At 60.1% G+C, this 24144-nt stretch carries 24 protein-coding genes; 9 read left to right on the plus strand and 15 right to left on the minus strand.

Annotated elements, in window-relative coordinates; all coding sequences use genetic code 11:
* Positions 1-10: 10 nt before the first annotated feature.
* Positions 11-874: a universal stress protein gene (locus tag D8U69_RS04465; RefSeq protein WP_056855581.1), complete on the minus strand. Its 864-nt coding sequence runs from the start codon at positions 872-874 to the stop codon at positions 11-13.
* 162 nt (positions 875-1036) lie between these two features.
* On the opposite strand from D8U69_RS04465, the gene miaE reads away from it, so the two are divergent.
* A complete protein-coding gene (miaE, locus tag D8U69_RS04470; RefSeq protein ID WP_056855580.1) occupies positions 1037-1645 on the plus strand; it encodes a tRNA isopentenyl-2-thiomethyl-A-37 hydroxylase MiaE in 609 nt (202 codons plus the stop codon).
* Between the two features lie 23 nt (positions 1646-1668).
* Here the strand turns inward: miaE and D8U69_RS04475 are convergent, their stop codons facing one another.
* The 5 genes from D8U69_RS04475 to D8U69_RS04495 form a co-directional block, all read right to left on the minus strand.
* Positions 1669-2157, minus strand: a complete 489-nt coding sequence (locus D8U69_RS04475) for a GFA family protein (protein ID WP_056855579.1) — start codon at positions 2155-2157, stop codon at positions 1669-1671.
* An 81-nt stretch (positions 2158-2238) separates the two neighbouring features.
* The gene (locus D8U69_RS04480; protein ID WP_130906766.1) at positions 2239-2856 is read right to left on the minus strand and encodes a DNA-3-methyladenine glycosylase; all 618 of its coding nucleotides are present in this window, start codon (positions 2854-2856) and stop codon (positions 2239-2241) included.
* 36 nt (positions 2857-2892) lie between these two features.
* Positions 2893-3975, minus strand: a complete 1083-nt coding sequence (locus tag D8U69_RS04485; protein WP_130906767.1) for a trifunctional transcriptional activator/DNA repair protein Ada/methylated-DNA--[protein]-cysteine S-methyltransferase — start codon at positions 3973-3975, stop codon at positions 2893-2895.
* A 73-nt stretch (positions 3976-4048) separates the two neighbouring features.
* Positions 4049-4669: a LysE family translocator gene (locus D8U69_RS04490; protein ID WP_056855577.1), complete on the minus strand. Its 621-nt coding sequence runs from the start codon at positions 4667-4669 to the stop codon at positions 4049-4051.
* An 87-nt stretch (positions 4670-4756) separates the two neighbouring features.
* A complete protein-coding gene (locus D8U69_RS04495; RefSeq protein WP_130906768.1) occupies positions 4757-5653 on the minus strand; it encodes a DMT family transporter in 897 nt (298 codons plus the stop codon).
* Positions 5654-5743: 90 nt separating this feature from the next.
* Here D8U69_RS04495 and D8U69_RS04500 point away from each other — a divergent pair, with 90 nt between their 5' ends.
* A complete protein-coding gene (locus D8U69_RS04500; protein WP_130906769.1) occupies positions 5744-7075 on the plus strand; it encodes a PLP-dependent aminotransferase family protein in 1332 nt (443 codons plus the stop codon).
* A gap of 90 nt (positions 7076-7165) precedes the next feature.
* Complete coding sequence (locus D8U69_RS04505) at positions 7166-7753, plus strand: LysE family translocator (protein ID WP_130906770.1); 588 nt, start codon at positions 7166-7168, stop codon at positions 7751-7753.
* Here the strand turns inward: D8U69_RS04505 and D8U69_RS04510 are convergent, their stop codons facing one another.
* Positions 7754-8587 carry an AraC family transcriptional regulator gene (locus D8U69_RS04510; RefSeq protein ID WP_056855573.1) on the minus strand — a complete coding sequence of 278 codons (834 nt, stop codon included), beginning with the start codon at positions 8585-8587 and terminating at the stop codon, positions 7754-7756. It abuts the gene before it with no gap.
* A 33-nt stretch (positions 8588-8620) separates the two neighbouring features.
* Positions 8621-9124 carry a VOC family protein gene (locus D8U69_RS04515; protein ID WP_130906771.1) on the minus strand — a complete coding sequence of 168 codons (504 nt, stop codon included), beginning with the start codon at positions 9122-9124 and terminating at the stop codon, positions 8621-8623.
* A gap of 265 nt (positions 9125-9389) precedes the next feature.
* On the opposite strand from D8U69_RS04515, the gene D8U69_RS04520 reads away from it, so the two are divergent.
* The 6 genes from D8U69_RS04520 to D8U69_RS04545 all read left to right on the plus strand — a co-directional run bounded on the left by D8U69_RS04520 (position 9390) and on the right by D8U69_RS04545 (position 15017).
* Positions 9390-9638, plus strand: coding sequence for a hypothetical protein (locus D8U69_RS04520; protein WP_056855571.1), 249 nt, complete (start codon positions 9390-9392; stop codon positions 9636-9638).
* The gene (locus tag D8U69_RS04525) at positions 9638-10792 is read left to right on the plus strand and encodes an NnrS family protein (protein WP_130906772.1); all 1155 of its coding nucleotides are present in this window, start codon (positions 9638-9640) and stop codon (positions 10790-10792) included. The genes D8U69_RS04520 and D8U69_RS04525 overlap by 1 nt, the downstream gene beginning before the upstream one ends.
* 354 nt (positions 10793-11146) lie before the next feature.
* Positions 11147-11602, plus strand: coding sequence for a (2Fe-2S)-binding protein (locus D8U69_RS04530; protein ID WP_056855569.1), 456 nt, complete (start codon positions 11147-11149; stop codon positions 11600-11602).
* Between the two features lie 7 nt (positions 11603-11609).
* The gene (locus tag D8U69_RS04535; protein ID WP_130906773.1) at positions 11610-13778 is read left to right on the plus strand and encodes a xanthine dehydrogenase family protein molybdopterin-binding subunit; all 2169 of its coding nucleotides are present in this window, start codon (positions 11610-11612) and stop codon (positions 13776-13778) included.
* Position 13779: 1 nt separating this feature from the next.
* Positions 13780-14361, plus strand: a complete 582-nt coding sequence (locus D8U69_RS04540; RefSeq protein WP_130906774.1) for a hypothetical protein — start codon at positions 13780-13782, stop codon at positions 14359-14361.
* Positions 14362-14435: 74 nt separating this feature from the next.
* Positions 14436-15017, plus strand: a complete 582-nt coding sequence (locus D8U69_RS04545; protein ID WP_130906775.1) for a GGDEF domain-containing protein — start codon at positions 14436-14438, stop codon at positions 15015-15017.
* 120 nt (positions 15018-15137) lie between these two features.
* On the opposite strand, the gene D8U69_RS04550 is transcribed toward D8U69_RS04545, so the two are convergent.
* The 7 genes from D8U69_RS04550 to D8U69_RS04580 form a co-directional block, all read right to left on the minus strand.
* Positions 15138-15563: a VOC family protein gene (locus tag D8U69_RS04550; protein ID WP_130906796.1), complete on the minus strand. Its 426-nt coding sequence runs from the start codon at positions 15561-15563 to the stop codon at positions 15138-15140.
* Positions 15564-15782: 219 nt separating this feature from the next.
* Positions 15783-16577, minus strand: a complete 795-nt coding sequence (fabI, locus tag D8U69_RS04555; RefSeq protein ID WP_007937760.1) for an enoyl-ACP reductase FabI — start codon at positions 16575-16577, stop codon at positions 15783-15785.
* 20 nt (positions 16578-16597) lie between these two features.
* Complete coding sequence (locus D8U69_RS04560; RefSeq protein WP_056855564.1) at positions 16598-18208, minus strand: ABC transporter ATP-binding protein; 1611 nt, start codon at positions 18206-18208, stop codon at positions 16598-16600.
* A 1-nt stretch (position 18209) separates the two neighbouring features.
* Complete coding sequence (locus D8U69_RS04565) at positions 18210-19229, minus strand: ABC transporter permease (RefSeq protein WP_056855563.1); 1020 nt, start codon at positions 19227-19229, stop codon at positions 18210-18212.
* Between the two features lies 1 nt (position 19230).
* Entirely contained in the window at positions 19231-20304 is a 1074-nt protein-coding gene (locus tag D8U69_RS04570; protein WP_056855562.1) for a microcin C ABC transporter permease YejB, read from the minus strand.
* 4 nt (positions 20305-20308) lie between these two features.
* Positions 20309-22150, minus strand: a complete 1842-nt coding sequence (locus D8U69_RS04575; protein ID WP_130906776.1) for an extracellular solute-binding protein — start codon at positions 22148-22150, stop codon at positions 20309-20311.
* Entirely contained in the window at positions 22147-23979 is a 1833-nt protein-coding gene (locus D8U69_RS04580) for an extracellular solute-binding protein (RefSeq protein WP_130906777.1), read from the minus strand. The genes D8U69_RS04575 and D8U69_RS04580 overlap by 4 nt, the downstream gene beginning before the upstream one ends.
* Positions 23980-24144 lie beyond the last annotated feature (165 nt).

A 24144-nucleotide genomic window follows, 5' to 3' on the forward strand; every position in this document is an offset into this window, starting at 1 on the left:
GCGACACCTCTCAATGCTTTGCTGCAATCTCTTCCAGGTGATCCTCGACCTCTTGAGGCTTGAGCACCAGCACATCGCTTTCCACCGCATCCAGCACCACTTCCGCGGTATTGCCGATCAGCGTCCCCGATAACCCGGTACGCGCCACCGTGCCAATCACCGTCACGGCCGCCTGCAGCTTGTGCACCATGAACGGAATCAACACATCCGCCGGCCCTTCGGCGATGTGCAGGTGATCGTTGTCGATGTCGAACTCCGCCTGGAACGCCCTGCATTGCTCGCGATAGCGCGCCTCGATGGTTTCGCTGAGCTGCAACGTCGGATCGGACGCCGACAGCATCGGCGAGGGATGGGCGCTGATGACGTGCAGATGCGCTTTGGCCAGGCTGGCGATGTCATAGCCGTAATCGATGATGGTGTTGTGCAGGTGACGGTGTTCGGGGTCGGTGTTGCCGACGTCGACGGCCGCCAGAATCACCTTGTCCTTCCACGAACCTGAAGTCTTCACCAGCAGCACCGGAGTAGGGCAGTGGCGCAGCAATTTCCAGTCTGCGGGGGTCAGCAGCGCCTTTTTCAGTGCGCTGTCAGGGAAATGCTGCTTGATCACCAGGCCACAACCTTCGGCCTGCTGCACATCGACGATGGTTTCGTGCAGGCTCTGATTCCAGGCCTGTTCGGTGGTGACGCTGTAGCCGTCCTCCAACAATGCGGCCTTGAGCACCCCCAGCATGCCGCTGTGATCATGCTTGGGGTCGCACACCAACAGGTGCAAATGCGCCTGCGTTACCCCGGCAATCAACTTGGCTCGTTTGAGTGCCAGGCTTTCCGAATGTTCGGGCTCGATGACCACCAGAATGCTGCGAATGGCTTGCATGATCGGGATCTCCTGAAAATGAATAAGCATGGCGTTGCACAACTATAGTTGCTGCCCGGCATTCAGCGACTTGATGCATATCAACGGTCGGTGTCTGGTGGTCTGCCGACAGGCCGGTATAATCGGCGCCCTTCGTTTTGAACCTTTTATCCCGTGGGCCACATGATACTTCCCGAAATTCACGAGTTCCTTGGCTGTCGCACCCCTGACGGCTGGGTCCAGGCCGCACTGGCCGATCAGGAAACCTTGCTGATCGACCACAAGAATTGCGAGTTCAAGGCTGCCAGCACCGCGCTGAGCCTGATTGCCAAATATCACTCCCACGTCGATCTGATCAATATGATGTCACGGCTTGCCCGTGAAGAGCTGGTGCATCACGAGCAAGTCATGCGTTTGATGAAAAAGCGCAAGATCGAACTGCGTCAGCTGTCCGCCGGGCGCTACGCGTCGGGCCTGCGCAAAGTAGTGCGCAGTCACGAACCGGTGAAACTGGTCGATACGCTGGTGGTCGGCGCGTTCATCGAAGCCCGCAGTTGCGAGCGTTTCGAGGCGCTGGTGCCGCATCTGGACGAAGAACTGGGCAAGTTCTATTTCGGCTTGCTCAAAAGCGAAGCCCGGCACTTCCAGGGATATCTGAAACTGGCTTACCAGTACGGGGATGCCAAGGACATTGCCCAGGTGATCGACAGGGTTCGCGCCGCCGAGCAGGCGCTTATCGAGTCGGCGGATGTGGAGTTCCGGTTCCACAGCGGCGTGCCGGTAGCCGCATAATCAAAAGATCGCACCGCTGACACTCAGCCACTCAACCCCAACCGTTCATGCCATTGGGCAATCGACTCTTCGGGATAAACATCAAACTGTTTGTCACCCGGTTCGACCTCTGCCTCGACCCAGGACGCTTTTGAACTGAGCATTAAATGCGTATGCACCGGCGGCACCGGCAGCGGTGTGTCGATGGCTGACGCAAACGGGTGAATCAGTTCCGGCCATTCAGGGCTGAACAGCCACAATCCCGAGCCGCAAACCGAACAAAAATGGCGCTCGGCAGTGCTGCGGTGCGCCCGTTTTTCGCCGTCGCCCTTGAGCAGCGCATGGTAAATCGCGATGTTCTTGCGCCCGCGCACTTTCAGGCTGTTGGCGTCACCGGCGATATTGATCGAATAGCCGCCACCGCCCTGGGTCTTGCGGCAGATCGAACAGTAGCAACGTTGATAAGGGTAAGGGTGGGCGCTGGTCAGGCTGAACGACACCGCACCGCAATGACAGGAACCTTCGAGTTGCATGGCGACCTCCGGCAGGCCATGGGTTTATCCCTTGAGCCTAGACCGGTACCAGAATCGTAGCGCCTGTCGCGAGCAGTTTCTCTATTTGCCCGTCACCCGCCACAAATACCACGCAGCGACCGTCCGATAAGGGCTCCACGCCAGTCCGATCTCGATCATCTGTTTGCGCGTCGGCTGTACGTCCAGACCTTTGAGTCGGCGATAACCCTCGCGGACCCCGAAATCGTCAGCCGGCAGGATATCCGGTCGATCCAGGCTGTAAATCAGCAGCATTTCAACGGTCCAGCGACCCACGCCGCGCAGGGTGATCAGGCGTTCGATCAACGCTTCATCATCCATGGCCAGCGCCGTGGTGTAATCCGGCACCACGCCATCCAGTGCCGCTTGGGCGATGCCCTGGATGGTCGCGATCTTGCTGGCGGAAAAGCCGCAACTGCGCATTTGCTCAAAATCTGTGAGGAGCAACTGCTCAGGGCGAGGAAATGCCTGCCCGGGAAACAACGCCAGCAACCGCCCGACAATCGCATCACCGGCCCTGGCGTGCAGTTGCTGGTAGGCAATCGCCCGCACCAGCGATTCGTAGGGATCACGGGCGGCGTGGGGTTGATGCCGGCACGGGCCGACGGCGGCGACATGGCGCCGCCAGTCGTCGTCGATGGACGCGAGGAACTGCGTGGCGGGCATATAGGGGGCGGGCATCAATCATCCTTGCGTACTGACGAACACGGCTTGCGATCAGAAAGCCAATTGCCGGGTGATCTGGTCGGCGGCGCTTTCGAGTCTGAGCAAAAACGCCTTGCGCGGTTGTCCGCCACCATAGCCGGTCAATGAGCCGTCCGCCCCGATTACCCGATGGCAAGGCACTATAATCGAAAGACGGTTTTGTCCATTGGCCAGGCCGACCGCACGACTGGCGCCGGGCTTGCCCAGCCTGGCCGCGATGGCGCCGTAAGTGGTGGTCTTGCCGTAGGGAATGAGTGCCAGCTCAGCCCAGACCTGCCGACTGAACTCGCTCCCGGGCAGGTGCAGCGCAACGTTGAATTGCGTCAGTTGGCCGGCGAAGTACTGCGCCAGTTCCTGTTCGATCTGCTGCAAATGCCCGTTGTGCCCCGGCGCCACGGCGTAGCCATACCGGCGCTGCAATTGCTCGACTTCCCGGGTCAGCGCCGGACGGTCGAGAAACTCCAGCAATACCAGGCCACGACGTTCGGCCATGGCGATCATCGGCCCCAGCGGGGTCGTCAGGCGCGTGAACAACAAGGGCTCGCTGTTGGAAGCGCGTCCCGGGGTGATGTGAAACGACTTTTGAAAGGCATCGCGAAAGCCGCTCAGTGATTCGTAGCCGGAGTCGAACGCGGCGCTGTCGATGGAATCGCCCTGTTTGATTCCACCCAATGCCATGCCCAGGCGCCGGGTGCGCAACCAGGAGTGGAAGGTCATGCCGAAGTGCTGTTTGAACCAGCGACGCAGCTTCAGCGGCTCGATCCCTTCGGCCAGCAGTTGGGCGTCGGTCCAGCGCTGCTCGGGGTCGGCGTCCACCGACTTGAGCAGGTTCTGCACCCAGTCCGGCGCTATGGCGGCAGCGTCCAGCGGCTTGCACCGCAGGCAGGCGCGGTAGCCCGCCGACAAGCATTCATCGGCGTGGGCGAAAAACTCGACGTTTTCCGGTTTAGGTTTGCGCGCCGTGCAACTGGGGCGACAGAAAATCCCGGTTGTCTTGACCGCAGTAAAGAACACCCCCTCGTAGGCGGTGTCGCGTTCGAGCATGGCGCGGACCATCTCGGCATGGGGCGGAAGTAGCGTGCTTTGTAGGTTCATGAGCCCAGCATAGTGCGCGACATCGACAGCCTCCACCGCAAAATCGACAGAGAATTGCGCGCACACCCGTTCCTCAGGTGCGGCGTGCCAGCAGTAAAACTGAGGCCGCCGCCGACAACAGACCGGCGCAGCAGCGATTGAACATCCGTTTGCCCGACGGTTTGGCAAACCAGCGGCGCATGTGCAGACCCATGTAGGCATAGGCCGCGATAGCAACCCATTCGAGCATCAGGAACAACGCGCCCAGCACGGCAAATTGCGGCGTGATGGCGCGGGTCGAATCGACAAACTGCGGCAGGAATGCCGTGAAGATCAGGATCGCTTTGGGGTTGCCCGCCGCCACCAGGAATTCCTGTCGTGCCAGTGCCAGCATGCCGACCGGCGCACCGGTTACCAGGCTTTCTGCCCCAGGATCTGCTCGCCACAGCTGCCAGGCGAGATAGAACAGATACGCTGCGCCGAGAATCTTGATCCCGTAGAACAACAGCTCGGAGGTTTGCAACACCACCGCCAGGCCCGCCGAGGCGAGGGCAATCATTGCGGCGAATGCCAGCAAGCGCCCGATCCCGGCCAGGCAAGCGGTGCGGTAGCCATAACGGGTCGAATTGCTGACCGACAGCAAGTTGTTCGGGCCGGGCGCCATGTTCAGGGCGAAGCAGGCCGGGAGAAAGAGGCTAAGGGTGGCGAGGTCCATGGGACAGGTTCCAGTTGCGAGAGCGGTATTTTTATCACAGCTGCCGCAACCTCGGACCCGTACAGTCACCGGCAAATTGGCCGAACATCATCGGGCGAATTTCTTGGCCCCGGCGACACACAGGATCACCGCGACCGTTACCCCAAGCATGCCGATGCTGACGTGTTCATGCAGCAGGGTTGCCGCCAGCGCCAGGCCAAAGAACGGCTGCAGCAATTGCAGTTGACCGACAGCGGCAATCCCGCCCTGGGCGAGGCCGCGATACCAGAAAACGAAGCCAATCAGCATGCTGAACAGCGACACGTAAGCCAGGCTGAACCAGGCCGGTGTGCTGATGCCGCTGAACGACGCCGGCATCCGCCACCAGGCCAGTGCCGCCATGACCGGCAGTGCGAGCACCAGCGCCCAGCAAATCACCTGCCAACCACCCAGCGTGCGGGACAGCTTGGCGCCTTCGGCATACCCAAGGCCACAGGCGAGGATCGCCAACAACATCAGGATGTCGCCTTGAGGTGAAGCGCTCAGGCCTTGTGACGCGGCAAAACCAACCACCAGCAGACTGCCGAGCACCGAGAACAACCAGAACACTGGCCGTGGCCGTTCGCCACCGCGCAACACGCCGAACACCGCGGTGGCGAGAGGCAGCAGGCCGACAAACACAATGGAATGCGCCGATGTCACGTATTGCAGTGCCAGCGCGGTCAACAGCGGAAAACCCACCACGACGCCCAGAGCCACGATGATCAGCGGCACCAGCTGATGGCGTGCGGGGCGTTGTTCCTTGAACAACAGCAGCAGGCACAGCGCCAGAAGTGCGGCGAGGGTGGCGCGGGCCACGGTGAGGAACACCGGATCGAATTCCAGCACCGCCACCCGCGTTGCCGGCAGTGAGCCGCTGAAAATCACCACGCCGATCAGGCCATTGATCCAGCCGCTGGCATTGCTGTCCAGCGTACGGTTTTGCAGGTTCGAAGTCCTTTCCATGTTCGCTCTCACTCATTGTTTGATTGCACGAAAGTCATGGTAGGGTTGGCAATCGATACAATCAAAAAATTGTCATGGATACATCGCCTCATGCCGAAATCCCGCTATAAAACCCTGGTTGACAGCTTTGCCGCCGACATTCGCGCGGGGCGTTTGCCGCCGGGTACACGGCTGCCGACCCACCGCCAACTCGCCACCGAGCATGGCCTGGCGCTGGTCACCGCCAGCCGGGTGTATGCCGAGCTTGAAGGCATGGGGCTGGTCAGTGGTGAAACCGGGCGCGGGACCTTTGTCCGGGAGACATCGCTGCCGCCGGGCCAGGGCATTTCGCAATCCGTGGTAGCGGCGGGGATGATCGACCTGAACTTCAACTATCCATCGCTGCCGGGCCAGGCCGACCTGTTGCGCCAGGCATTGCGTCAACTGGCATTGTCCGGGGACCTGGAGTCGTTGTTGCGTTATCAGCCCCACGCCGGGCGCTTGCACGAGCGGGCCTCGGTTGCACGCCACCTGGGTGAGCGCGGAGTGAACGTACCGGCCGAACAGATACTGATCGTCAGTGGTGCCCAGCATGGATTGGCCGTGGTGATGATGACGTTGCTCAAACCCGGCGATGTGATTGCCGCTGATGCGTTGACCTATCCCGGGTTCAAGACCTTGGCCGAAACGCTGCACCTGGAGGTTTTGCCCATTCCTGTCACGGACAAGGGACCGGATCTGTCAGCCCTGGACAAACTGTGCCGCAGTCGTCCGGTGCGGGCGGTGTACTCGATGCCAACCTTGCACAATCCGCTGGGTTGGGTGATGGACGCCGAGCAGCGTGAGCGACTTGTAGCGATTGCGCGTCAGCATGACCTGATGATCATCGAGGACGCGGCCTACGCATTTCTCGCCGAGAACCCGCCACCACCGTTGGCTGAAATGGCGCCGGAAAGAACCGCGTACGTTAGCGGTTTATCGAAGAACATTGCCACCGGATTGCGCGTCGGTTTTATCGCAGCCCCCACTCACTGGATCGCGGGATTTGAACGCACCGTGATGGCGACGACCTGGAACACGCCGGGGGTGGTGACGGCTATCGCCACGGCCTGGCTGGATGACGGCACGGTGTACCAACTGGAAGCACAAAAACGTGCGGATGCGCAGGCCCGGCAGGCCATTGCCCGCGAGGTCCTGGCGGGCCTGAGCATGGTCAGCCATCCGTCTTCGTATTTCGTCTGGCTGCCGTTGTCCGAAGACGCCCGGGCCGACCGGATCGCCATGGCGCTGATGCGCGAACAAGTGTCGGTGTCGCCTGCCGAGCCCTTCGCAATCACCCCACATGTACCTCACGCCATTCGCCTGGCGCTGGGTTCGGTAGACATGGATTCCCTGCGTCAGGCATTGATCAAAGTGAAGAGGGTGGTTGGCTACTTCGCCTGACGGTTGATCTGAGGGTAGTTTTGTTCAATACGCGCACCACCGGGCGCTTTACCGTGGCGCCTGGTTCATTTGACTGAAAGTAGGTGTGCGATGAGTTTGATCATGTCCATGGCGGCATTTGCGTTGGCCGCTTCGATCACCCCGGGGCCGGTGAATATCGTGGCCTTGAGTTCCGGGGCGCGCTTCGGTTTCAAGGCCAGCCAACGGCACGTGGCCGGGGCGACCCTGGGATTCGTATTGCTGTTGGTGTTGATGGGGTTGGGCTTGCACCAGTTGCTGCAGCTTTGGCCTGCCATGACCCAAGTGGTGCAGTGGGCCGGTGTGGCATTCCTGTTGTACATGGCCTTCAAACTGGCGGCCGACGATGGGCAGCTGGAGGCGAATGATTCAGGTCGCGCGCCGTCGATGCTCTACGGCGCGGTCATGCAATGGCTCAACCCGAAGGCGTGGCTGGCCTGCGTAGCGGGCATGGGCGCGTTCGTTGCCGATGGCGAGGCGCGGTTGGTGTGGCAATTCGCGGCAATCTATCTGGTGATCTGCTATGTGTCGGTCGGCTGCTGGGCTTATGCCGGGACATTCTTGCGCGGCTATCTGAACAATCCGGCAAACATGCGCTGGTTCAACCGGAGCATGGCGTTGCTGCTGGCGGTGAGTGCGGTGTACCTGCTGCTCCCTTGATCAACCGCGATACTGACCTGGCGTCGCTGCCAGATGCTGCTTGAACGCCCGCTGAAAATGCGCCTGATCGGCAAAACCGGCTTCCAGCGCTACCTCGGCGATCAGTTTGCCGTTACGCAACTGATCGCGGGCGAACTGGATGCGCCGGTTGACCAGGAAAGCATGGGGCGTCATGCCATAGTGCTGCCTGAACGCGCGGATCAGGTAGGACGGTGACAGCTGCGCCGCTGCGCAAATGTCTTCGAGCTTGAGCATTTGCGTGCAATGTTCGCGGATGAATTCGGCGGCGCGTTCCAGTTTGAAATTCGGTTCGCGCAATGGCTGATCGACGGGATTGAGTCGCTGTTGCACATCGCTGAAAAACTCCACCGCAGCACTGTGCTTGCGCAGCACGTCCTGTTGCTGATCGACCAGCACCTCATAAAAGCCCAGCAGACCCGCAAACAGATCGGCGTCAGCGGTATGGGTGATCGCAAAGCGGCGAAACGCCAGGTCATCGCTGAACCCCAACTGATGCTGCAAGTCGGTCAGCCATGCCGTCTCGACATACAGCATCAAGTACGACCAGGGCTCGTCATCGATCGGATTGCAGGCATGCACATCGCCTGGGTTCATCAACACCACGGTACCGGCGTTGACCTCGAGCTGCGAGTGCTCGTGGACATAGGTGCTGCGCCCGGCAGTGATCGCACCGATGGAAAAGTGCTCGTGGGAATGCCGGGTGTAGCAGACCTCGCGTCCGTCGGCGATGGCGCGTGCTTCGATGAAGGGCAGGGCGTCATCACGCCAGAAGCGCGGAGCCTTGTCGGTATCCTTGGGCTTTGAGAGCTTCATGGTCAATCCTTGGCAGGTTCGCCTCGGAGTGTATTAGCTCTCACCGTCAAAGGCTCGTTTCAGCGTGGCGATATCGAGCTTTTTCATCTGCATCATCGCGTCCATGGCCCGTTGGGATTTGTTCGTGTCCGGGTCTTTGAGCATCTCCATCATCGCCACGGGCACGATCTGCCACGACACACCGTACTTGTCTTTGAGCCAACCGCATTGCTGGGCCTCGACCGGTCCACCCGCAGACAGCCGCCCCCAGAAATGGTCGACCTCTTCCTGGGTCTGGCAGTTGACTTGAAAAGAGATCGCCTCGTTGAACTTGAACTCAGGGCCACCGTTGAGTCCGGTGAACGTCTGTCCGTCGAGTTCGAAGCTGACCGTCAGCACGGAGCCTTCGGGGTGACCATGGATTTCTTGTCCGGCCTTGCCGTAGTGCGTGATGGCGGTGATTTTTGAGTGATCGAAGATCGCGCAATAGAACTTCGCAGCCTCTTCAGCCTGGCCGTCGAACCACAGGCACGGCGTGAGTTTTTGTACGTGGAGCATGGCGGGTCTCCTTGGCAGGTTTTTGCATGCTGGACTTTCAGCGTAGCCAGCCGCGGCCTCTAGGGTGGTGCCGTAGATCGACAAGTGTGCAAGCAGATGTTGTTGGGTTGAAGTCAATATGACTATTCAATGAGTCGTAAAGACAATTATTGGGCTGAGTCGTTTTGACTCGGTTTTGTTAAGTGATTGATTATCAACGGCTGAATTTCTGGCACGGGACTTGATACCTCTCCAGTACAACTGAACTGCTATAGGAGTACGGAAAATGTTCCATTTCTTCAGCAATCCTCAGAATGTTCTGCAGCTTTCCAGTCGCGTGCTCGTGACTGGCCTGGCGATGCTAATGGCAGGCATCTACGGCGCTTATCTCTATGAAGGCCATCTGTCGATCCTGGCGCTGGTGTCGCTGCACGCGATGACTATCGTTGGGCCGACGCTGCTGAAAATCGGCTATGTCATGCGCCTGCTGTCCCAGCACCAGTTGTACAGGCCTTTCTCGAAGGTGATGGTTTGATGCGCAAACTGGCGGCTGCGCCGATTTTCAGTCTCGGGTTTCGTCCATTCTTTCTGGCGGGCGCGGCGTTCGCTGCGTTGGCGGTGGCGATCTGGGCCTTGTGGTTGTACGGTCGATTGCCTGGCGCGCAACCGGTGGGCGGCATGCTTGCCTGGCATCGGCATGAAATGCCGTTCGGGTTCGCCGTGGCGATCATCGCCGGCTTCTTGCTGACAGCCGTACCGAACTGGACAGGTCGGCCGGGGCTCAACGGGTGGCCATTGATCGCACTGATGCTGGTGTGGCTGCTGGCGCGTCTTGCCTGGGTCCTGCCGGTGTCGCCTGCTGTTTTGCTGTTGTCGCAGCTTCCGTTTTTGCCCTTGTTGGCCTGGGTGCTGGGCCGTGATCTGGTGGCTGCCGGCAAGCGCGACAATTATCCGGTTTTGTTGATGGTGACGTTGCTGGCCGGGTGTCAGGCCATGACACTTTGGGGCCTCTGGATCGAAGAGCTCGATCTGCAGCGGCGTGGAGTGCTGGCGGCGTTGTGGCTGATCGGTGCGTTGATGAGTGTGATTGGCGGTCGAGTCATCCCGTTCTTCATTCAGCGTGGATTGAATCGGCCGGCTTTACCGGCAGCCAATCCATGGCCGACCCGGGTCTTGTTGGTGAGTGGTTTGCTGGTCGCGCTGACATTCCTGGTGGGTTTGCAGGACGTGCCCAGGCTGTGGCTGGCGGCGGTGTTTGCGCTGATGGCGTTATTGCATTCGTTTCGTCTGTGGCGCTGGCATGATCGAGGCCTGTGGCGGGTACCGCTGTTGTGGTCGTTGTATCTGTCTTACGTCTGGTTGGTGGTAGCGGTTTTTGCCATGGCGCTGTGGCACCTCGGGTTGATGGCGCAACAGAGTCTGGCCACTCATTCGCTGGCGGTCGGTGGTGCGGGTGGGTTGATTTTGGCAATGATTGCCCGGGTCAGTCTGGGGCATACCGGGCGGGCGTTGCAGCCTTCCAGGGTTGTGGTGATGGGGTTTGTGCTGATTCTGCTGGCGGGTTTGTCGCGGGTAGTGCTGGTGCCGTTTTCCGGGTTGGGACTCGGGCTTTCGGCGTTGTTGTGGTGTTTGGCGTTTGCGGTGTTTTTGTTGCGCTATACCGGGGTTTTGATGGGGCCAAGGGTTTAGAGCTTGCGAAAATTGAGTCGGTTGACCCACCGCATGCTCGCGAAAAACGTCCGGCCAACGCGATCATTCAGACAGTGCGCGTCATCGTTAACGTCCATCGCGGGCAAGCCCGCTCCCACAGGGACCTCTAGCGCCTCAATCCCGTGTATGACCGGGATCACTGTGGGAGCTGGCTTGCCAGCGATGGCGGCCTACAGGCACCACAAAACTCACCATCGGTGACCGGTGGTCGATACACCCCGGCCATCAAGTCATTTTGCGCTTAGCTGTAGGGATAACCCGAGGCGGCGCACAGGGATCAGATCACCGCAGCGACGCCCCTTCAGAACACCGTGAGTCTGAGGACCTTCGCAAATGCTGACCCTGAATATCAATGGCAAGGACCAGGAACTGGATGTCCCCGCGGATATGCCGCTGCTCTGGGTCTTGCGTGATGTTGCTCACCTGACCGGGACCAAGTTTGGCTGCGGCATGGCCCAGTGCGGTGCCTGCACCGTGCACGTCGACGGCACGCCGCTGCGTTCCTGCATCACGCCGGCCACCGCAGTGGCTCACGGGCAAAAAATCCTCACGATCGAAGGGCTCTCCCTCGACGGTTCGCACCCGGTGCAACAAGCCTGGGCCGAACTCGATGTGGTGCAGTGCGGTTACTGCCAGTCAGGGCAGATCATGTCGGCCGCGGCGTTGTTGGCGAAGATCCCGAAGCCGACCGATAGCGACATTGATCAGGCGCTGTCGGGCAATATCTGCCGCTGCGGCACTTACCCGCGGATCCGCGCCGCAGTCAAACGCGCTGCCGAATTGGGTTGAGGTGATTATGGACAGTCTCAATCCGCTTTCACGTCGCGGTTTTCTCAAGGGCACTGCCGTGCTGGGTGGGGGACTGGTGGTGGCGTTCGTCATCCCCGGTACCCACCGTTTTGCCGGGGCGGCGGAGAATCAGGGCAATGTGTTCGCGCCCAATGCATTCCTGCGGATCGGCAATGACAACAGCGTTACTGTACTGCTCGGCCATTCGGAAATGGGTCAGGGGGTCTGGACCGGCCTGACCATGTTGATCGCCGAAGAGCTGGACGCCGACTGGTCGAAAATCAAGGTCGAGCATTCGCCAGCCTCGGCTGCCGATTACGGCATGGCCGGGTTCGGCGGGATGCAGATCACCGGCGGTTCCACCTCGACCTGGATGGAATTCGACCGGTATCGCCAGGCCGGCGCGGCGGCGCGGTTGATGCTGATCGATGCCGCGGCCAAGCGTTTCAATGTGCCGCCTTCGCAGATTCGTACCGAATCCGGCGTGGTCATTGCCGGCGACCAGCGCGCCACGTACGGCGAGTTGGCGGATGATGCCGGCAAGTTGCCTGTGCCGGACCCGGCGTCGATCAAGCTCAAGGAAGCCAAGGACTGGAAGCTGATTGGCAAACCCACCAAACGCCTGGACACCCCGGAAAAAATCACCGGTCGGGCGAAGTTCGGCATGGACGTGCAGTTCGACGGTTTGCTGACTGCCATGGTCGCCCGATCGCCGGTGTTCGGTGGCAAAGTCAAATCCTTCGAAGGTGCAGAGGCGTTGGCGATACCGGGCGTGCACAAAGTGGTGCAGGTGCCGACGGGCGTGGCGGTGATTGCCGATCATTACTGGGCGGCGAAGCTCGGTCGCGATGCCCTGCACGTCGATTGGGACCTGGGGCCGAATGCCGGTCTCGACAGTCAGAAGCTGCTGGAAAACTTTCGCAAACTCGCCGCCACCCCAGGCTTGCCCGCCAGCAAGGCAGGGGATGCCCAGGCTGCGTTGGCCAAGGCTGCAAAGAAGCTTGAGGTCGAGTACAGCGTGCCTTACCTGGCCCACGCGCCGATGGAACCGCTCAACTGCACCGTAAAGATCACCCAGGATAAATGCGAGATCTGGACGGGCACGCAATTCCAGACCCTGGACCAGATGATCGCCGGGAAAATCACCGGTCTTAAACCCGAGCAAGTCGAAATCCACACCGAATTCCTTGGGGGCGGTTTCGGCCGACGGGCCAACCCGACCTCGGATTTTGTCGCCGAAGCGGTGCACGTGGCGAAAGCGGCGGGTGGACCGGTCAAAACCGTGTGGGCGCGGGAGGACGATATTCGTGGCGGTTATTACCGCTCAGCGTTCCTGCACCAGGCACAGGTCGGGTTGGGTGCCGATGGGCTGCCGGTGGCGTGGAAGCACGTATTGGTCGGGCAGTCGATCATGGCCGGCACTTCGCTCGAAGCGAGCATGGTCAAGGATGGCATCGACAAAACCTCGGTCGAAGGCGTGGCGGACAGTCCTTACCTCGCGGGAATGGCCGATCATCAGGTGGATCTTCATTCGCCACAAACCGGCATCAGCGTGTTGTGGTTGCGTTCGGTGGGGCACACGCATACGGCTTTCGTCATGGAATCATTGATCGATGAATTGGCCGATGCGGCGGGCAAGGACCCGGTGGAATATCGACGGACACTGCTCAAGGAGCACCCGCGTCATCTGGGTGTCTTGAACCTGGCCGTAGAAAAGGCCAACTGGAAAGCGCCACTGCCGGACGGTCATGCCCTGGGCGTGGCGGTGCATGAATCCTTCGGCAGTTACGTGGCGCAGGTCGCCGAGGTGTCCCAGGACAACCTGGCAATCCGCGTGCATCGCGTGGTATGCGCAGTGGATTGCGGGATCGCGGTCAACCCGCAAAGCATCGCCGCGCAGATGGAGTCAGGCATTGCCTTTGGCCTGGGTTTCACCCTGCACAGCCATCTGACGTTCAATGAGGGTCAGGTGGTGCAGTCCAATTTCCATGATTATCAAGTGCTGCGGCTCAACGAGATGCCGATAGTGGAAGTGCACATCGTGCCCAGCAGCGACAAGCCTGGAGGGATCGGCGAAGTCGGCGTACCGCCTACCGCACCGGCAGTGGCCAATGCGGTTTTTGCCTTGACTGGGCAACGCCTGCGGGAATTGCCGCTGCAACTGTCGGGGGTGTGAGATGAAACGACACCATTGGTTGCTCGGCTCGGTGTTGTTGCTGGGTCTTTTTGTTTATGCGACGGAGCTATTTGCCGAGGACAAGGCGGCATTGAAGGCCTTCGACACCGTGCAACAAGTCTTCCAGAGCCCGCGTTGCCAGAACTGCCACATTCCCGGCGATGCGCCGTTGCAATTCGATGCCGGAACACCCCACGCGATGAATGTGGTGCGAGGCCTGGACGGCAAGGGGGCGGCCGGGTTGCCTTGCGCCAGCTGCCATGCCGAAGCCAATCCCCCGGCCAGTTACGGTCCCAACGCACCACCGGGAGCGCCGCACTGGAGTCTGCCGCCAGCGGCGCACAAGATGGCCTGGATCGGCCTGCCACCTGACAAGCTGTGCGCCATGATCAAAGACCGCGGGAGCAATGGCGACCGTGATTTCGCCGCGCTGCTCAAACATGTCAGCGAAGACAAGCTGGTGCTATGGGGCTGGAATCCTGGCGGCAATCGCGCCCCGGTGCCGGTAGCGCACGATGTTTTCGTCGCGCAATTCAAGCTCTGGACGGAGGCCGGTGGACCGTGCCCGGTGACGGGTAGCTGACCAACGGCTGGTAAACAGGGAGTCAAACCCGATATCCAGGGCTCTAAAGAACATACCCGCCAATGGAGTATGTGATGCTGATTTCAGGCAAGCCACACAAGAAAAGCGTCTGCGCAGACCCTCTGCGCACGCCCGCACAGGAGCGCGAAATGTTGCGCGACCTGGCCCGCAAGGCTGAACAGGAGCTGACGGGCGTGCAGATGGCTAGCATGGATGAGCTGACGCTGTTGTCTAATCGCCATGGCTTTCTGGCCTTGGCCCAAATGGGGCTGGATGCCTGCGCTCAACTGGAACGGCCAGCGACGCTGCTGTTCTTCAACCTCGATGATTTCAAGCGTATCAACTACCTGTTCGGGCATGCCGAGGGCGACGATGCCTTGAAAACCTTTGCCGATGTGTTGCGCATCGGCTTCAGGGAAAACGATGTGATCGGCCGACTGGAAGGCGCAACCTTTGTCGCGTTGTTGACCGGTTCCGGCAGCGTGGATCCCGCGGCGATCAAGGCGCGGCTTGAGGAAATGCTCGATGAGCGCAACGCCACGGTGCATCGTGGCTATGACATCAGGTTCAGCATCGGGCAGATCGAATTCGACCCCACCGTGCATGGCTCGGTGGAAGAGCTTTTGGCTGAGGCTGAAGCGGTATTGGGCCGCTAGTTTTGTGCTGAATTGGCTGGCCTCATCGCGAGCAGGCTCGCTCCCACAGTTTGATCAGCGGTGTTCACAAATTCCCTGTGGGAGCGAGCCTGCTCGCGATGAGGCCTTTACAGTCAGCGCTTATTTGGCAAATAACTGCCCGATATCCTTGAACGCTTTGAATTCCAGCGCATTCCCGCATGGATCGAACAAAAACATCGTCGCCTGCTCACCCACCAACCCTTGAAAGCGAATCCCCGGCTCAATCACGAATCGCGTACCCAGGGACTGCAAACGCTCAGCCAGCGCCTCCCATTCCGCCATCCCCAACACCACACCGAAATGCGGCACCGGTACCTCATGCCCGTCAACGGCATTGGTATGAGCGGCTTCTTGTGAGGCATTTTTCGGTGCCAGGTGTATCACCAGTTGGTGGCCGAAAAAGTTGAAATCGACCCAATGATCGCTTGAGCGACCTTCTTCCAGGCCAAATACCGCACCATAAAAGTGCCGCGCGGCGGCCAAGTCGTAAACGGGAATGGCCAAGTGAAAGGGGGATAGTTGCATCGGGCTAGTCTCGGTCATGGGAAGTTGAGTTGAGTTTAGCCATGTGTATATCGATTTAAAGACGATAGTTGTTGTGACGAGCTCTTCAGGCAAGGCGCGTTATCGTTGACGTCCATCGCGAGCAGGCTCGCTCCTACAGGGGGTTGCGTTGTTTCCTGAACATCACAGCCAATAAAAAACCCGCCGAAACAGGCGGGTTTTTTTGGCGCTAAGCGAAGATCACTCTTCGATGTTGCCCATCGCGGTGGTGTTGAAGCCGCCGTCGACGTACATGATTTCACCGCTGATGCCCGACGCCAGGTCGGAGCACAGGAAGGCGCCGGCGTTGCCGACTTCTTCGATGGTGACGTTGCGACGCAGCGGGGTTTGCGCTTCGTTGGCAGCCAGCATCTTGCGGAAGTTCTTGATGCCGGAAGCGGCGAGGGTGCGGATCGGGCCCGCCGATACGCAGTTGACGCGGGTGCCGTCCGGGCCCAGGGAACCGGCCAGGTAACGCACACCGGCTTCCAGGGAAGCCTTGGCCATGCCCATCACGTTGTAGTTCGGCATGGTGCGCTCGGCACCCAGGTACGACAGGGTCAACAGGCTGCCGTTGCGGCCTTTCATCATTTCGCGACCGGCCTTGGCCAGGGCCACGAAGCTGTAGGCGCTGATGTCGTGAGCGATGCGGAAACCTTCACGGGTAGTGGCTTCGGTGAAGTCGCCGTCCAGTTGGTCGCCCGGGGCGAAGCCGACGGAGTGCACGATGCAGTCCAGGCCGTCCCACTTCTTGCTCAGCTCTTCGAAGACCTTGGCGATTTCGGCATCGCTGGCCACGTCGCACGGGAAGCACAGCTCCGGGCTCGAACCCCAGCCTTGTGCGAACTCTTCGACACGACCCTTGAGTTTGTCGTTCTGATAAGTGAAGGCAAGCTCAGCGCCCTCGCGATGCATGGCGGCAGCGATGCCGGATGCGATGGACAGCTTGCTGGCGACACCGACGATCAGTACGCGCTTACCGGCGAGAAAACCCATGTGTTGCTCCTCTTTTCAGGTTATTGCGCAGTGGCTGGTGCCAAAAAAGCGGCTTCCAGCAACTGCTGTGTATACGGATGTTGGGGGGCGGCAAAAATGCTTTGCGCGTCTCCCTGTTCGACCACTTGGCCATGCTTGACCACCATCAGTTGGTGGCTCAGCGCTTTGACGACAGCCAGGTCATGGCTGATAAACAGATACGTCAGGTTGTACTTGCTTTGCAGTGAGCGCAAAAGCTCCACCACTTGGCGCTGTACGGTGCGGTCGAGGGCCGAAGTCGGCTCGTCCAGCAAAATCAACGCCGGTTTTAGCACCAATGCCCGGGCAATGGCGATTCTCTGCCGTTGCCCACCGGAAAATTCGTGGGGGTAGCGGTTCCGGGTTTCCGGATCCAGGCCTACCTCCTTGAGTGCCGCAATAATCGCTTGTTCCTGTTCGGCTTCGGTGCCGATCTTGTGGATCCGCAAGCCTTCGCCAACGATCTGGCTCACGCACATTCGTGGGCTCAGGCTGCCAAACGGGTCCTGGAACACCACCTGCATCTCTCGACGCAGCGGCCTGACTTGTTGCTGCGTCAGGCAGTCTAGCTGTTTGCCTTCAAAACGGATCGCGCCTGTACTGCCGATCAACCGCAAAATCGCCAGCCCCAACGTCGACTTGCCGGACCCGCTTTCCCCCACAATCCCCAGGGTCTGGCCCTGGGGCAGGCTGAAATTGATCCCGTCCACCGCTTTTACGTAATCCACCGTGCGCTTGAGCAGGCCTTTCTTGATCGGGAACCAGACCTTCAAGTCCTCGACCGTGAGCATCGGCGGGCCTATTTCATTGGTTGCCGGCGTCCCGCTCGGCTCCGCTGCCAGCAAAATCCGAGTGTACGGATGCTGCGGCGCGCGGAACAACTCTTCGCACGATGCCTGTTCGACGATGCAACCGCGCTGCATGACACATACGCGGTGCGCAATTCTTTTCACAAGGTTCAAATCATGGCTGATCAGCAGCAATGCCATGCCCAGGCGTGCCTGCAATTCCTTGAGCAACTCGAGGATTTTCAGCTGAACGGTCACGTCCAGCGCGGTGGTCGGTTCGTCGGCGATCAGTAGCTCCGGCTCGTTGGCCAGCGCCATGGCGATCATCACTCGCTGGCGTTGGCCACCGGACAACTCATGGGGCAGGGCTTTGAGGCGCTTGTGCGGCTCGGGAATGCCAACCATCTCCAGCAACTCCAGGGTACGCCGGGTCGCGATCTTGCCGGTCAGGCCCTTGTGGATGCCCAGCACCTCGTTGATCTGCTTCTCGATCGAGTGCAGCGGGTTGAGCGAGGTCATCGGCTCCTGGAAGATCATTGCGATCCGGTTGCCGCGGATGTGGCGAATGGTTTTTTCCTTCAGGTCCAGCAAGTTCTGGCCGGCATACTCGATGGTGCCGGACGGATGCCGGGCGAGCGGGTAGGGCAGCAGGCGCAGGATCGAGTGCGCAGTCACTGACTTGCCGGAGCCGCTTTCACCGACCAAAGCCAGGGTTTCGCCACGCTTGATGTCGAAACTGACGCCTTCAACCACACGCTGACTGTTGTCACCGACAACGAATTCGACGGCGAGGTCGCGCACTTCGATCAGATTGTCCTGATTCATTTCACTTCCTCGGGTCGAAGGCATCGCGAGCGGACTCGCCGATAAACACCAGCAAACTCAACATCAACGCCAGCACCGCAAACGCGCTCATGCCCAGCCACGGCGCCTGCAGGTTGGATTTCCCCTGGGCCACCAACTCGCCCAGCGACGGACTGCCGGCCGGCAAGCCGAACCCGAGGAAATCCAGGGCGGTCAGCGTACCGATGGCGCCGGTCAGGATGAACGGCATGAAGGTCATGGTCGAAACCATGGCATTGGGCAGGATATGGCGAAACATGATCGCGCCATTCTGCATGCCCAGCGCCCGCGCCGCACGCACGTATTCCAGGTTACGCCCACGCAGGAACTCGGCGCGCACCACGTCCACAAGGCTCATCCAGGAAAACAGCAGCATGATCCCCAGCAGCCACCAGAAGTTGGGCTGGACGAAACTGGCGAGGATGATCAGCAGATACAGCACCGGCAACCCGGACCAGATCTCCAGGAACCGCTGTCCGGCCAGATCGACCCAGCCGCCGTAAAACCCCTGCAACGCCCCGGCGACCACGCCGATGATCGAACTCAGCAGTGTCAGTGTCAGGGCGAACAGCACCGAGACGCGGAACCCGTAGATCACTCGTGCCAGTACATCGCGGCCCTGGTCGTCGGTGCCCAGCAGGTTGTCCGCCGAGGGCGGTGCCGGTGCCGGGACTTTCAGGTCGTAGTTGATGCTCTGGTAGCTGAACGGGATCGGCGCCCATAACACCCAGGCGTCCTTGGCCTTGAGCAGCTCGCGGATATACGGGCTCTTGTAGTTGGCTTCCAGCGGGAATTCGCCGCCGAAGGTGGTCTCCGGGTACCGCTTGAGTGCCGGGAAGTACCAACCGTTGTCGTAATGCACCACCAGCGGCTTGTCGTTGGCGATCAGCTCGGCGCCCAGGCTGGCGCCGAACAGGATCAGGAACAGCCACAGCGACCACCATCCGCGCTTGTTGGCCTTGAACAGTTCGAAGCGGCGGCGGTTGAGAGGGGACAGGTTCATCTCAATGCTCCCGGCTTTCGAAGTCGATGCGCGGATCGACAAAGGTATAGGTGAGGTCACCGATCAGTTTCACCACCAGCCCCAGCAGGGTGAAGATGAACAGCGTGCCGAACACCACCGGGTAATCGCGGTTGATCGCTGCTTCGAAACTCATCAGGCCGAGGCCGTCGAGGGAGAAGATCACTTCGACCAGCAGCGAGCCAGTGAAGAAAATCCCGATGAATGCCGACGGGAATCCGGCGATCACCAACAGCATGGCGTTGCGGAATACGTGGCCGTAGAGCACGCGGTGTCGGGTCAGGCCCTTGGCTTTGGCGGTCACCACATACTGCTTGTTGATTTCGTCGAGAAAGCTGTTTTTGGTCAGCAGGGTCATGGTCGCGAAGTTGCCGATCACCAGCGCGGTCACGGGAAGCGCCAAGTGCCAGAAGTAGTCAAGAATCTTGCCGCCCGTGCTCAGTTCATCAAAGTTGTTCGAGGTCAGACCACGCAAAGGGAACCAATCCAGATAACTGCCGCCAGCAAACACCACGATCAGCAGGATGGCGAACAGGAACGCCGGAATCGCATAGCCGACAATGATCAGCGAACTGGTCCAGACATCGAAGTGGCTGCCATGTCGCGTGGCTTTGGCGATCCCCAGGGGGATCGACACCAGGTACATGATCAGCGTGCTCCACAGTCCCAGCGAGATCGACACTGGCAGCTTTTCCTTGATCAGGTCGATGACCTTGGCATCGCGGAAAAAGCTGTCGCCGAAATCCAGTGATGCGTAGTTCTTGACCATGATCCACAAGCGTTCCGGCGCCGATTTGTCGAAGCCGTACATGTGCTCGATTTCCTTGATCAGCGCCGGGTCCAGGCCCTGGGCACCGCGATAGGCAGACCCGGCCACCGACACCTCGGCACCGCCGCCGGCAATACGGCTGGTAGCGCCTTCGAAGCCTTCGAGCTTGGCGATCATCTGTTCCACCGGCCCGCCGGGGGCGGCCTGGATGATCACGAAGTTGATCAGCAAAATGCCGAACAGGGTCGGAATGATCAGCAGCAGTCGCCGAAAAATATACGCCAGCATCTGATTACTCCATGCCTGCAGGGTCGGCTTGCAATTTGGTTTCGATTTCTATGGCCGGTTTGGCATCGGGCTTGATCCACCAGGTATTGATGCCGATGTCGTATTTGGGCGAGACCTTCGGGTGACCAATGTGATTCCAGTACGCCACGCGCCAGGTTTTGATGTGCCAGTTGGGAATGACGTAATAGCCCCATTGCAGCACTCGGTCCAGTGCCCGGGCATGGGCCACCAGGCTTTTGCGCGAATCGGCGTTGATCAATTGCTCCACCAACTGATCCACCACTGGATCTTTCAGGCCCATGGAGTTGCGGCTGCCAGGTTTGTCGGCAGCTGCGGTCATCCAGAACTCACGCTGTTCGTTGCCCGGCGAGTTGGACTGCGGGAAGCTGCCGACGACCATGTCGAAATCCCGCGAGCGCACGCGGTTGACGTACTGTGAGACGTCGACCCGGCGAATCACCAGCTCGATGCCCAGGTCGCTGAGGTTGCGTTTGAACGGCAGCAAAACCCGTTCGAACTCGGTCTGTGCCAACAGGAATTCAATGCTCACCGGTTTGCCGCTGGCGTCGACCATTTTGTCATCGACGATGCGCCAGCCGGCTTCTTGCAGCAGTTGATAGGCCTTGCGTTGCTGGGTGCGGATCATGCCGCTGCCGTCGGTGACAGGGTTCTGGAACGCTTCACTGAACACCTGCTCGGGAATCTTGCCGCGAAACGGATCGAGGATCGCCAGTTGATCAGCGTCCGGCAGGCCGGTGGCGGCCATTTCCGAGTTCTCGAAATAACTGCGAGTACGCGCGTAGGCCCCGTTGAACAGTTGCTTGTTGGTCCATTCGAAGTCCAGCAACAGCGTCAGGGCCTGGCGCACACGCACGTCCTGGAACACCGGTCGGCGCAAGTTGAAGACGAAGCCTTGCATGCCGGTGGGGTTGCCGTTGGGGATCTGTTCCTTGATCAAGCGACCCTCGGTGACAGCCGCAATGTTGTAGGCGTTGGCCCAGTTCTTCGCGGTCATTTCCAGCCAGTAATCGAACTGCCCGGCCTTGAGCGCTTCGAGCGCCACGGTGTTGTCACGGTAATAGTCGGTGGTCATGACATCGAAATTGTAGAAGCCGCGATTCACCGGCAGGTCCTTGCCCCAATAATCCTTGACCCGCTCATAGCGCACCGAACGTCCGGCCTTCACCTCGCTGACTTTGTACGGACCGCTGCCCAGCGGCACTTCGAGGTTGCCTTTGTTGAAGTCGCGGGTGGCCCACCAATGCTTGGGCAGCACCGGCAACTGGCCGAGGATCAATGGCAGTTCGCGATTGTTGCTGTGCTTGAATTTGAACAGCACGGTCAGCGGGTCTTCGGCAACCACATCGGCGACGTCGTTGTAGTAGCCGCGGTACATCGGCGCGCCATCCTTGATCAGCGTCTGGAAGCTGAACACGACGTCTTCGGCACGCACCGGATGGCCGTCGTGGAAGCGCGCTTCGGGCCGCAGATAGAAGCGCACCCAGTCGTTGTCCGGAGCCTTCTCTATCCTGGCCGCGATCAGGCCGTACTCGGTGAAGGGCTCGTCAAGGCTCTGCTTGGCCAGGGTGTCGTAGATCAGGTCGATGTCGTTGGCCGACACGCCTTTGCTGATGAACGGGTTGAGGCTGTCAAAGCCGCCGAACCCGGCCTGGCGAAATTTGCCGCCCTTGGGAGCATCCGGATTGACGTAGTCAAAGTGTTTGAAATCGGCCGGGTATTTCGGCGGTTCGTTGTACAGGGTCAGGGCATGTTGCGGGGCGGCGCTGGCCAGCCCGGCGAACAACAGGGCGCTGGCCTGCAAGAGCAGGGCGCTGATGGCTTTCATCGATCTTTCTCCGAAGATTTCAGCCACCACGCGCTCAAGCCCAGGGTGTAGGGCGGCGTGGTGACGAAGGCGAACCGGTTGCGGTACGCCAGGCGGTGATAATTGAGGTACCAGTTGGGAATGATGTAGTGCTGCCACAGCAGCACCCGGTCGAGGGCTTTGCCGGCGGCGACTTGTTCGTCGCGGCTCTTGGCCGCGAGCAATTGCTCGAGCAGATGATCGATCACCGGGTTGGCGATACCGGCGTAGTTCTTGCTGCCCTTGACCGCGACCTGGCTGGAATGGAAGTACTGCCACTGTTCCAGGCCGGGGCTGAGGGTCTGGTTGAGGGTCATCAGAATCATGTCGAAGTCGAACTGGTCGAGGCGCTGTTTGTATTGGGCGCGATCCACCGTGCGCAAGCGCGCATCAATGCCGATGCTGGCGAGATTTTCGACGTAAGGCTGGAGAATGCGTTCCAGGTTCGGGTTGACCAGCAGGATCTCCAGGCGCAGCGGCTGCCCGGCGGCGTTCTGCAAGCGCTGACCATTGAGCTTCCAGCCGGCTTCGGCGAGCAGGCTCAGGGCCTTGCGCATGGTTTCCCGGGGAATGCCGCGACCCTGGGTCTGCGGCAGGCTGAACGGTTCGCTGAGCAATCGGGCGGGCAGTTGCTCGCGGTACGGCTTGAGCATTAGCCATTCATGGCCGACCGGCAGGCCGGTGGCGGAAAACTCGCTGTTGGGGTAGTAGCTCGTGGCGCGTTTGTAAGCGTCGCTGAACAGCGTGCGGTTGGTCCATTCGAAGTCGAACATCAGACCCAGCGCTTCCCGAACCCGGGGTTCAGCAAACGTCGGGCGCCGGCTGTTCATGAACAAGCCTTGGGTCTGGGTGGGGATCTGGTGCGCAATCTGTGCCTTGATCACTTCGCCACGACGGATTGCCGGAAAGTTGTACCCAGTGGCCCAATTCTTGGCCTGGTGTTCGATATAGATGTCGAACTCGCCGGCCTTGAACGCTTCGAACGCCACGTCGCTGTCGCGATAGAATTCGACTTCCATACGGTCGACATTGTACTTGCCGCGGTTGACCGGCAGGTCCTTGCCCCAATAGTCCTTGACCCGTTCGAAAACGATTTGTCGCCCCGGCGTCACCGAGGTGACGCGATACGGCCCGCTGCCCAGCGGTGGTTCGAAGGTCGTGGCCTTGAAGTCGCGGTTTTTCCAGTAATGCTGCGGCAGCACGGGCAACTCGCCAAGGCGCAGGATCAGCAATGGATTGCCGGCGCGCTTGAATACGAAGCGAATGCGCTGAGGATTGAGGATGTCGACCCGCAATACTTCCTGAAGATTGGTGCGGTATTGCGGGTGACCTTCCTTGAGCAGCAAGCGGTAGGAGAACGCTACGTCATAGGCGGTGATGGGCGTGCCATCGTGGAAGCGTGCTTGCGGACGCAGGTTGAACACCACCCAGCTGCGGTCTTCACTGTACTCGACCGATTGCGCGATCAGGCCATAGCTTGAGGTGGGCTCGTCGCCGGACGGTGCGTACTGGCCGGTGCCGACCATCAGCGGTTCGTTCAACTCGTTGATGCCGTATTGAAGGAAGTTCGGCGTGGCGACCGGGCTGGTGCCTTTGAAAGTGTAAGGGTTGAGCGTATCAAACGTGCCAAACGCCATTACCCGCAACGTACCGCCCTTGGGCGCTTGCGGGTTGACCCAGTCGAAGTGGGTGAATCGGGCCGGATACTTGAGCGTGCCGAACTGCGCATAACCATGGCTTTCGCTGATCGTCGCGCTTGCGGTGGAGCTCAAGGCCAGGCTGATCAGGAGCGGGAGCAGGGGACGCTTCAAATAAGAAATCCGATCCAGCGGCTTGGGCTTTGTGGCCCGTACAGTAACAGCTTGTATGGACAGGAAAAAGACGGGGGGTTAATGCGCTCTTAATTACTGGCAAGACAGTTCTGCCTGCGCCAATCCCGTGGCGAGGGAGCTTGCTCCCGCTCGGCGGCGAAGCCG

This window comes from Pseudomonas sp. Sample_16 (assembly GCF_004307665.1).
In the GTDB taxonomy this organism is placed as follows: Bacteria; Pseudomonadota; Gammaproteobacteria; order Pseudomonadales; family Pseudomonadaceae; genus Aquipseudomonas.

What these genes read in the sequence shown, in the direction of transcription:
- D8U69_RS04465 (WP_056855581.1), bottom strand. Translation starts at nt 874, where the DNA reads ATGCAAGCCATTCGCAGCATTCTGGTGGTCATCGAGCCCGAACATTCG.
- miaE (WP_056855580.1), top strand. Translation starts at nt 1,037, where the DNA reads ATGATACTTCCCGAAATTCACGAGTTCCTTGGCTGTCGCACCCCTGAC.
- D8U69_RS04475 (WP_056855579.1), bottom strand. Translation starts at nt 2,157, where the DNA reads ATGCAACTCGAAGGTTCCTGTCATTGCGGTGCGGTGTCGTTCAGCCTG.
- D8U69_RS04480 (WP_130906766.1), bottom strand. Translation starts at nt 2,856, where the DNA reads ATGCCCGCCCCCTATATGCCCGCCACGCAGTTCCTCGCGTCCATCGAC.
- D8U69_RS04485 (WP_130906767.1), bottom strand. Translation starts at nt 3,975, where the DNA reads ATGAACCTACAAAGCACGCTACTTCCGCCCCATGCCGAGATGGTCCGC.
- D8U69_RS04490 (WP_056855577.1), bottom strand. Translation starts at nt 4,669, where the DNA reads ATGGACCTCGCCACCCTTAGCCTCTTTCTCCCGGCCTGCTTCGCCCTG.
- D8U69_RS04495 (WP_130906768.1), bottom strand. Translation starts at nt 5,653, where the DNA reads ATGGAAAGGACTTCGAACCTGCAAAACCGTACGCTGGACAGCAATGCC.
- D8U69_RS04500 (WP_130906769.1), top strand. Translation starts at nt 5,744, where the DNA reads ATGCCGAAATCCCGCTATAAAACCCTGGTTGACAGCTTTGCCGCCGAC.
- D8U69_RS04505 (WP_130906770.1), top strand. Translation starts at nt 7,166, where the DNA reads ATGAGTTTGATCATGTCCATGGCGGCATTTGCGTTGGCCGCTTCGATC.
- D8U69_RS04510 (WP_056855573.1), bottom strand. Translation starts at nt 8,587, where the DNA reads ATGAAGCTCTCAAAGCCCAAGGATACCGACAAGGCTCCGCGCTTCTGG.
- D8U69_RS04515 (WP_130906771.1), bottom strand. Translation starts at nt 9,124, where the DNA reads ATGCTCCACGTACAAAAACTCACGCCGTGCCTGTGGTTCGACGGCCAG.
- D8U69_RS04520 (WP_056855571.1), top strand. Translation starts at nt 9,390, where the DNA reads ATGTTCCATTTCTTCAGCAATCCTCAGAATGTTCTGCAGCTTTCCAGT.
- D8U69_RS04525 (WP_130906772.1), top strand. Translation starts at nt 9,638, where the DNA reads ATGCGCAAACTGGCGGCTGCGCCGATTTTCAGTCTCGGGTTTCGTCCA.
- D8U69_RS04530 (WP_056855569.1), top strand. Translation starts at nt 11,147, where the DNA reads ATGCTGACCCTGAATATCAATGGCAAGGACCAGGAACTGGATGTCCCC.
- D8U69_RS04535 (WP_130906773.1), top strand. Translation starts at nt 11,610, where the DNA reads ATGGACAGTCTCAATCCGCTTTCACGTCGCGGTTTTCTCAAGGGCACT.
- D8U69_RS04540 (WP_130906774.1), top strand. Translation starts at nt 13,780, where the DNA reads ATGAAACGACACCATTGGTTGCTCGGCTCGGTGTTGTTGCTGGGTCTT.
- D8U69_RS04545 (WP_130906775.1), top strand. Translation starts at nt 14,436, where the DNA reads ATGCTGATTTCAGGCAAGCCACACAAGAAAAGCGTCTGCGCAGACCCT.
- D8U69_RS04550 (WP_130906796.1), bottom strand. Translation starts at nt 15,563, where the DNA reads ATGCAACTATCCCCCTTTCACTTGGCCATTCCCGTTTACGACTTGGCC.
- fabI (WP_007937760.1), bottom strand. Translation starts at nt 16,577, where the DNA reads ATGGGTTTTCTCGCCGGTAAGCGCGTACTGATCGTCGGTGTCGCCAGC.
- D8U69_RS04560 (WP_056855564.1), bottom strand. Translation starts at nt 18,208, where the DNA reads ATGAATCAGGACAATCTGATCGAAGTGCGCGACCTCGCCGTCGAATTC.
- D8U69_RS04565 (WP_056855563.1), bottom strand. Translation starts at nt 19,229, where the DNA reads ATGAACCTGTCCCCTCTCAACCGCCGCCGCTTCGAACTGTTCAAGGCC.
- D8U69_RS04570 (WP_056855562.1), bottom strand. Translation starts at nt 20,304, where the DNA reads ATGCTGGCGTATATTTTTCGGCGACTGCTGCTGATCATTCCGACCCTG.
- D8U69_RS04575 (WP_130906776.1), bottom strand. Translation starts at nt 22,150, where the DNA reads ATGAAAGCCATCAGCGCCCTGCTCTTGCAGGCCAGCGCCCTGTTGTTC.